7 protein-coding genes are annotated in these 8,442 nt (G+C 59.4%); 6 read left to right on the forward strand and 1 reads right to left on the reverse strand.

Going from position 1 to position 8,442, the window contains the following annotated elements; genetic code table 11:
- The first annotated feature begins 27 nt into the window (after positions 1-27).
- From mscK to trxC, 3 genes are all read left to right on the forward strand, one after another.
- A complete protein-coding gene (gene mscK, locus MMG91_RS09655; RefSeq protein WP_310659453.1) occupies positions 28-3,375 on the forward strand; it encodes a mechanosensitive channel MscK in 3,348 nt (1,115 codons plus the stop codon).
- A 48-nt stretch (positions 3,376-3,423) separates the two neighbouring features.
- Positions 3,424-4,887 (forward strand): protein adenylyltransferase SelO, encoded by a 1,464-nt coding sequence (selO, locus tag MMG91_RS09660; protein ID WP_310659454.1) that lies wholly within the window; start codon positions 3,424-3,426, stop codon positions 4,885-4,887.
- 115 nt (positions 4,888-5,002) lie between these two features.
- Complete coding sequence (gene trxC / locus MMG91_RS09665) at positions 5,003-5,437, forward strand: thioredoxin TrxC (RefSeq protein ID WP_123358753.1); 435 nt, start codon at positions 5,003-5,005, stop codon at positions 5,435-5,437.
- Between the two features lie 116 nt (positions 5,438-5,553).
- On the opposite strand, the gene MMG91_RS09670 is transcribed toward trxC, so the two are convergent.
- Positions 5,554-6,324, reverse strand: a complete 771-nt coding sequence (locus MMG91_RS09670) for a ParA family protein (RefSeq protein ID WP_008009127.1) — start codon at positions 6,322-6,324, stop codon at positions 5,554-5,556.
- Between the two features lie 357 nt (positions 6,325-6,681).
- Between MMG91_RS09670 and MMG91_RS09675 the strand changes: the two genes are divergently transcribed.
- From MMG91_RS09675 to MMG91_RS09685, 3 genes are read left to right on the forward strand one after another with little or no spacing between them, the layout of a single operon-like run.
- The gene (locus MMG91_RS09675) at positions 6,682-7,407 is read left to right on the forward strand and encodes a beta-ketoacyl synthase chain length factor (protein WP_305447903.1); all 726 of its coding nucleotides are present in this window, start codon (positions 6,682-6,684) and stop codon (positions 7,405-7,407) included.
- A complete protein-coding gene (locus MMG91_RS09680; protein ID WP_305447902.1) occupies positions 7,383-8,192 on the forward strand; it encodes a 1-acyl-sn-glycerol-3-phosphate acyltransferase in 810 nt (269 codons plus the stop codon). Before MMG91_RS09675 ends, MMG91_RS09680 begins: the two co-directional genes overlap by 25 nt.
- Positions 8,173-8,433 carry a phosphopantetheine-binding protein gene (locus tag MMG91_RS09685; protein ID WP_123721556.1) on the forward strand — a complete coding sequence of 87 codons (261 nt, stop codon included), beginning with the start codon at positions 8,173-8,175 and terminating at the stop codon, positions 8,431-8,433. The genes MMG91_RS09680 and MMG91_RS09685 overlap by 20 nt, the downstream gene beginning before the upstream one ends.
- The last annotated feature ends 9 nt before the right edge of the window (positions 8,434-8,442 follow it).

Consider the following 8,442-nt stretch of genomic DNA (forward strand, 5'->3'; position numbering starts at 1 on the left):
TCTTCGTCTAGTTTTCGATCGGTCTTTATGTCAACCCTGCGCACTTTTTTCATCATGGCCCTGCTGGGCTTGAGTCTTTCGATCAACACACTGCAAGCCGCCGAACCGCCCTCCAGCGCAGCCGTGCAGGCGAGCCTGGACAAGATCGCCGACCGCAAACTGCCGGAAGCCGATCAGAAAGCGCTGCAGAGCATTTTGCAAGGCACGTTGACGCAACTCACCAACAAGCGTGATTACGAGCAAAAGCTGGTTGATCTCAAGCAGCAGCTCGCTAGCGCGCCAAAGCAGAACATCGAGAACCAGCGTGAACTGACTCGTCTCAAGGCCACCAATGTAGTGCCGGTGGCGCAACGCTATACCAAAGAGACCATTCAGCAGCTTGAGCAGCTATTGACCGAGCGCTCGACCCAGCAAAGCGATCTGCAAAAAGCACTGGCCGAGGCCAACAGTCTGGTGATTACTGCCCAGACCCGTCCCGAGCGTGCCCAGGCCGAAATTTCCGCCAGCCAGACGCGCATTCAGCAAATCAATAACATCCTTAAAATCGGAAAAGACAACGGCAAGACGTTGAGCGGTGAACAGCGCGACCAGCTCAACGCCGAGCTCGCGGCGCTCAATGCGCTGATTCCGTTGCGCCGACAGGAACTGGCCGGTAACAGTCAGCTGCAGGATTTGGGCAACAGCCAGCATGACCTGCTCACGGAAAAAACCAATCGCCTGGAGCGGGAAATCCAGGAGCTGCAAACCCTGATCAACCAGAAGCGCCTGGCCCAGTCCCAAGAGACCGTCACCCAGCAGTCCATCGAAGCGCAGAAGGCCGGCGGCAGCAGCCTGCTGGCCACCGAAAGCGCGGCCAACCTGAAGCTCTCCGACTACCTGCTCAAAAGCACCGACCGCCTCAACGAAGTCACCCAACAGAACCTGCAGACCAAACAGCAACTGGACAGCGTGACCCAGAGCGATTCGGCGCTGGACGAACAGATCAACGTGCTCAAGGGCAGCCTGCTGCTCTCCAAGATTCTCTACAAACAGAAACAGGCCCTGCCGCGCCTCCAGCTCGACCGCGACCTGGCCGACCAGATCGCCGACATTCGCCTGTATCAGTTCGAAGTCAGCCAGCAACGGGAACTGCTCAGCAACCCGACCACCTATGTCGATAACCTGCTGGCAACTCAACCGCCTGAGCAAGTCACCCCGCAACTGCGCAAGAGCCTGCTGGAACTGGCCACCACCCGCGCGGACCTGCTGGAGCGTTTGAATCGCGAGCTGAGCGCGGTGCTCAATGAATCCATCACGCTGCAACTCAACCAGAAGCAATTGCTCAGCACCGCGCAAAGCCTAAGGGCTACGCTGGACGAGCAAATGTTCTGGATTCCCAGCAACAAGCCGCTGGATCTTGAGTGGATGCACGGCGTGCCCGAACGCCTGCAACGTCAGGTCACCACCTTGCCGTGGGCCTCGAGCCTGAGCGAACTGACCGATGGCCTGACGCAACGGCCACTGCTGTTCTTGCCGTTGGCCTTGCTGATCGGGGCGCTGCTGTGGCGCCGCAAAAATCTCTATTCCCGCCTGAATAAAGTTCACCTGGATATTGGCCATTTCAAGCGCGACAGCCAGTGGCACACACCGCAAGCGATTCTGATCAACATCCTGCTGGCGATGCCCGTCGCCCTGGGTTTGGCCTTGTGCGGCCTGGCGTTGCAGATCGACGCCCGCGGGCAGAACGCCAATATGGGCGCGGCGCTGCTGCAAATGGCCCAGGCCTGGCTGGTGTTCTATACCGCCTACCGCATCCTCGCGCCGGGCGGCGTCGCCGAATTGCATTTCCGCTGGGAAAAACCTCAGGTCGAATTCCTTCAAGGCTGGATACGCCGACTCGGTTTGGTAGTGATGGCCCTGGTAGCTGTCGTGGCGGTCGCCGAACTGCAACCGGCGGCGCTGGCCGATGACGTGCTCGGCATGCCGGTGGTGTTGACCTGCTATGCCTTGATGGCCTGGTTGCTCAGCCGCCTGCTGATCAGCAGCCCGACTCACCAGAACGCTTCACTGTTCCGCAAGGCCGTGGGGGTTCTGTTCACAGCCCTGCCGATCGCCTTGTTCGTCGCCGTGTGCTTTGGCTACTACTACACCGCGCTGAAACTCAGCGACCGGTTGATCAACACGCTGTACTTGCTGATGTTCTGGCTGGTGATCGAAGCGACCTTCGTGCGCGGCCTCAGTGTTGCGGCACGGCGCCTGGCCTATCAGCGCGCCCTGGCCAAACGCCAGGCCGCGAAAGAGGCCGGCGACGGTGAAGCAGTAATCGAAGAGCCGACCCTGGACATCGAGAAGGTCAACGAGCAGTCCCTGCGACTGATCCGTCTGGCCCTGCTCGGTGGTTTCATCGCCGCGCTGTACTGGGTCTGGTCGGACCTGATCTCAGTGTTCTCGTATCTGGACAACATCACCCTCTACGAATACACCAGCGGCACCGGCGCCAACATGAGCATGGTGCCGATCAGTATCGGCGACATGCTCGGTGCCCTGATTATCATCGGCATCACCTTCGCGCTGGCGCGCAACCTGCCAGGCCTGCTTGAAGTGTTTGTGCTGTCGAAACTGAACCTGGCCCAAGGCAGTTCCTATGCCACGACCACCTTGCTGTCCTATGTGATCGCCGGTGTCGGTTTTGTCTCGACCCTGTCCACGCTCGGCGTGAGCTGGGACAAGTTGCAATGGCTGGTGGCGGCGCTGTCGGTGGGTCTGGGTTTCGGCATGCAGGAAATCTTCGCCAACTTCATCTCCGGCATCATGATCCTGTTCGAACGCCCGGTACGGATCGGCGACACCATCACCATCGGCAACCTGTCGGGCACGGTGAGCAAGATCCGCATTCGCGCCACGACCATCACCGACTTCGACCGCAAGGACATCATCGTTCCGAACAAGACGTTTATCACCGGGCAACTGATCAACTGGTCCCTGACCGACACCATCACCCGAGTGACCCTCAAGCTCGGCGTCGACTACGGCTCGGACCTGGACCTGGTGAAAGAGTTGCTGCTCAAGGCAGCCCGGGATAACCCGCGCGTGCTGAAGGATCCGGAGCCCCACGTGTACTTCCTGAACTTCGGCGAAAGCACCCTCGATCACGAGTTGCGCATGCATGTGCGCGACCTCGGCGACCGTAACCCGGTGCTCGATGAGGTCAACCGCTTCATCAATCGCGAGTTCAAGAAGCAGCACATCAACATCTCGTTCCGGCAGCTGGAGGTCTACCTCAAGAACCTTAACGGCCAGGAATACAAAATGGTGCCGGTCGAGCCGGAAACCAAAACCATCGTGCCGCTGGCCGACGGTAAACCGCGGCACGAGCCGCCTGTCGAACTCGACTAACCGCTCTATCCCTAGCAGAATGCTCGGACATTCTGCTGGAGATGGCCGTTGAAAGCCCTCGACGAACTGACCTTCGATAATCGCTTCGCCCGCCTGGGCGACGCGTTCTCAACCCATGTGCTGCCCGAGCCCATCGCCGCTCCGCGACTGGTGGTCGCCAGCCCCGCTGCCATGGCGTTGCTGGACCTGGACCCGGCCGCGGCCGAGACACCGGTGTTCGCCGAACTGTTCGGCGGCCACAAGCTCTGGGCCGAGGCCGAGCCGCGGGCGATGGTCTATTCCGGGCATCAGTTCGGTTCTTACAACCCGCAGTTGGGCGATGGTCGCGGCCTGTTGCTGGGCGAGGTCTATAACGAAGCCGGCGAACATTGGGACCTGCACCTCAAGGGCGCCGGTCAGACGCCTTACTCACGCATGGGCGATGGACGAGCGGTGCTGCGTTCGTCGATCCGCGAGTTTCTCGCCTCTGAAGCCCTGCATGCCCTGAACATTCCCACCACTCGCGCCCTGTGCGTGATCGGCTCCGACACACCGGTCTGGCGCGAGAAACAGGAACGCGCAGCCATGGTCCTGCGCCTGGCGCCGAGCCATGTGCGCTTCGGGCATTTCGAATTCTTCTATTACACCAAGCGCCCCGAGCAGCAGAAAGAACTCGGCGAGCATGTGCTGGCCATGCATTTCCCGCACTGCCTGGAACAGCCGGAACCGTACCTGGCGATGTTTCGCGAAATCGTCGAGCGCAACGCCGAGCTGATCGCCAAATGGCAGGCCTATGGCTTCTGCCACGGCGTGATGAACACCGACAACATGTCGATCCTGGGCATCACCTTCGACTTCGGCCCGTTCGCCTTCCTCGATGACTTCGACGCCCACTTCATCTGCAACCACTCCGATGATCAGGGTCGTTACTCTTTCAGCAACCAGGTACCGATCGGCCAGTGGAACCTCAGCGCCCTCGCCCAGGCCCTGACGCCATTCATCAGCGTCGAAGCCCTGCGCGAAACCCTCGGCCTGTATCTGCCGCTGTTCCAGGCCCATTACCTGGACCTGATGCGCCGCCGCCTCGGCTTCACCACTGCCGAAGACGACGACCAGAAACTGCTGGAGCACCTGCTGCAACTGATGCAGAACAGCGGCGTCGACTACAGCCTGTTCTTCCGCCGCCTGGGGGATGAATCACCGGAACTGGCGGTCGCTCGTTTACGCGATGACTTCGTCGACATCAAGGGCTTCGATGCGTGGGGCGAGCTCTACATCGCCCGGGTTGCTCGTGAAGGTGTGGTTGACCAGCAACAGCGCCGCAAACGAATGCATGCGGTCAATCCGCTGTACATCCTGCGTAACTATCTGGCGCAGAAAGCCATCGATGCGGCGGAAAGTGGCGACTACTCAGAAGTTCGTCGTTTGCATGCGGTATTGAGCAATCCGTTCGAGGAACAGCCTGGAATGGAGAGCTATGCCGAGCGGCCACCGGAGTGGGGGAAGCATCTGGAGATTAGTTGTTCATCGTGAGTGAACGTAGTCCCTCTGTGCAACTGAAGAAGGTAATGACCTACAACCTATCGCCTTGATAATGACCACCTTCGACTCCAGATCAGTTGCATAGACTGCCCACTGAGAACCAATCATGCCCGAACCACTGCTAATCCCCTGCCCCCACTGCAACGGCCTGAATCGCATCCCCGCCGAGCGCCTCAACGACCATCCAAAATGCGGTCGCTGCAAGGCCGAAGTCCTGCTGAACAAGCCGTTCGAATTGAAGCAAGGCGATTACGCCAGTCAGATCAAGGGCGACCTGCCGTTACTGGTGGATGTGTGGGCGGACTGGTGCGGACCCTGCAAGTCGTTTGCGCCGGTGTTCGAGCAGGCGGCGGGGCAGTTGGCGGGCAAGTGTCGGTTGGCCAAGCTGGACAGCGAGGCGAATCAGCAATTATCGGCGCAGTTGGGGATTCGCTCGATTCCGAGCCTGATTCTGTTCAAGAACGGCCGGGAAGTGGCTCGCCAAAGCGGGGCCTTCCCGTTGCCGCAGTTGATGAGCTGGTTGCGTAGTCAGGGAATTTGAATCCCCTTCGACAAAATGCAGGAGCTAGGCTTGCCCGCGAAGGGGCCGGCACATTCGAAATCATTGTTGCCTGACACGACGCCTTCGCGGGCAAGCCTCGCTCCTACAGGGGTAAATCAGGCATTTTCCAGCAGGTTGTGCAGGTCGACGAACTGTTGGGTCAGTTTATGCCGCGGGTCGAGGTGGATCAGCGGCGTGTTGGCCTGGTGGGATTCGCGCATGCGCACCGAGCTGGCCAGGTACACCGGCAGCACCGGCAGGCCTTCGGCGATCAATTCGTCGAGGATTTGCTGAGGCAAACTGGCGCGGGCCTGGAACTGGTTGACGACGATGCCTTCAACTTCCAGCCCTTCGTTGTGGTCCTCCTTCAATTCTTCGATTTCCGCCAACAGGCCATACAGCGCCTGACGCGAGAAACTGTCGCAGTCAAAGGGAATCAGCACACGATCAGCCGCGATCAAGGCCGAGACAGCATAGAAATTCAGTGCTGGCGGCGTATCGAGGTAGATTCGGTCGTAATCGCCGTCCAGTTCCTCGAGCAATTTTCGCAGCTTGTTGATCTTGTGCTTGGCCTCAAGCTTGGGTTGCAAGTCGGCCAGTTCGGCGGTGGCGGTGACGACGTGAAGGTTGTCGAAGGGGGTTTCGTATATGTCGACCTGGTTTTTCTTCGAGAACGGCCCGGAGGATAGAGTCTGCTTGAAGAAGTCAGCGATCCCCATCGGGATATCGTCACCGGTGAGTCCCGTCAGGTATTGAGTGGAGTTGGCCTGAGCATCGAGGTCCACCAACAACGTGCGATAGCCTTCGCTGGCGCTGACCGCCGCCAGATTACAGGCAATGCTTGATTTGCCCACGCCACCTTTCTGATTGAACACCACGCGCCGCATGTCAAAACCTCCGTGTATCAAAGAATGACCGAGTGTAGTAGTCCACGGCGCTGCTTAGCTACCTCGCTGGAGTCGGGACTACACAGTCATGGTAATTATCCGGCAGAAGAAGCCGCCAACTCGTCCATCGACAGCTGATAGAGCCGACAGACATGTCCGACGCATCATGGATAATGGCCAAACGACAGCTTTTTCGCGAACCAGACGGTACATTTCGTTGCGCAAAATGTAACCAGCATTTGCTACACGCCCGCCACACCGGGATAATGCGCGCCACTCGGCGTTAAGCGCCACGTAAGGTCAGGCGCGATTTTTTGCGACTCACCGCGTCAAAGGAAGCCCGCAGGGGCGGGATGAATGTCTGTGATCAACTTCAACATCGCCCAATGGCGCGCGTGGGCCCCTGGGCTTGAAAGCGTGGATGATTGGCAGGCCTGGAGCCGACAACCGGTCGTGCTCGAGCGCAGCGATGCCGCCCCCGATGTGTCGTTTCTGCCGGCCATGCAACGTCGGCGACTCAGCCGCCTGGCGCGGATGGCGTTCAGCGTCGGCTGGCCGTTGGCCGATGGGCACCCAGACCTACCGTTGGTCTTTATTTCCCGCCATGGCGAAACTCCGCGCACTTTCGAAATTCTCAGCGATCTGGCGACTGATCAACCGTTGTCGCCCACTCAGTTCAGCCTGTCAGTGCATAACGCGGTCATCGGCCTGTGGTCGATCATGCGTGGTGAAACCAGCGAAATGACCGCTCTCGCCGCGGCTGGCGATGGTCTTGAACACGGCATGCTAGAGGCAGCGGCATTGCTTGAGGAAGGCGCGCCCGCGGTACTGTTGGTAGTGACTGAAGAGCAACCGCCCGAAGCCTATTCGGCCTGGATCGACGATGTGCCATTTCCTTACGCGGTCGGGCTGTTGATTACGCCCGGCAATCAGTGGCAGCTGTCGCTGAACAGCACCTCACAAGCGTTGTCCAAACCCCACTGGCCCCATGCCCTGAATCTGTTGCGTACCCTGCTCGGCCAGCAGACTTCCTGCCAACATGCCTGGAAAAATCGTGTATGGACCTGGCAACGCAACCCGTAACCGATAAAAACCGCGACGCCTATTACTGGCGCCTGCTGGCCACTGCCGCAAGCTTCACCCTGTTCGGGTTGGGCGGGCTTTGCCTGCGACTGGTGGTGTTCCCGCTGTTGAGCTGCCTGCCGGGAGACGCCCAGGCCCATCGTCAGCGTGCACGACAGACGGTGAGCCGCTGTTTCTGGTTTTTCATTCGGTTCATGGCTCGCACTGGCGTGCTGACTTATGACATTCAGGGCGCGGAGAAACTGGGACGGCCAGGGCAAATGATCGTCGCCAATCACCCCTCGTTGATCGATGTGGTGTTTTTGATCGGCCTGGTGGGCCACTCCAACTGCGTGGTCAAGAAAAGCCTCTGGGAAAACCCGTTCACCCGCGGACCGCTACGCCGCACCGATTACATCAGCAACGATGGCAGCATGGACATGCTCGATGCGGCGGCCGACGCGCTGAAAAACGGTCAGACCCTGATCATCTTTCCCGAGGGCACCCGCACCCAACCCGGCAAAGCGCCGGCCTTTCATCGGGGGGGCGCGGCAATCGCCCTGCGCGGTGCGAGAATCCTCACCCCGGTGATTATCAAGGTCAATCCGACCACATTGACCAAGGCCGAACCCTGGTATCGGATCCCCAAACGCCGCGTGCACTTCAGTTTTCGCGTCGGGGCCGATATAGACCCACAGGCCTTTGCAACGCAGGGACCTGCACCTCAGGCCTCGCGCAAGCTCAATGATTATTTGCACCACTACTTTATTAAGGAGCTCGCCGAAGATGAGCGATCTACACCGTGAAATCAAAGAACTGATCATTGACGCCCTGGGCCTCGAAGACATCAGCGTCGACGACATCGGCGATGACCAGACGCTGTTTGGCGAAGGCCTGGGCCTGGACTCGGTAGATGCACTGGAACTCGGCCTGGCCATCCAGAAAAAATACGGTATCAAAATCGATGCCGACGCCAAGGACACCCGTAATCACTTCACCAACGTGGCGAGCCTTGCGGCGTTCGTCACTGCAAAACAGGCAGCTTGAGACCGGACC

It is taken from the genome of Pseudomonas sp. JL3 (assembly GCF_031570575.1).
GTDB lineage: Bacteria > Pseudomonadota > Gammaproteobacteria > Pseudomonadales > Pseudomonadaceae > Aquipseudomonas > Aquipseudomonas cucumis.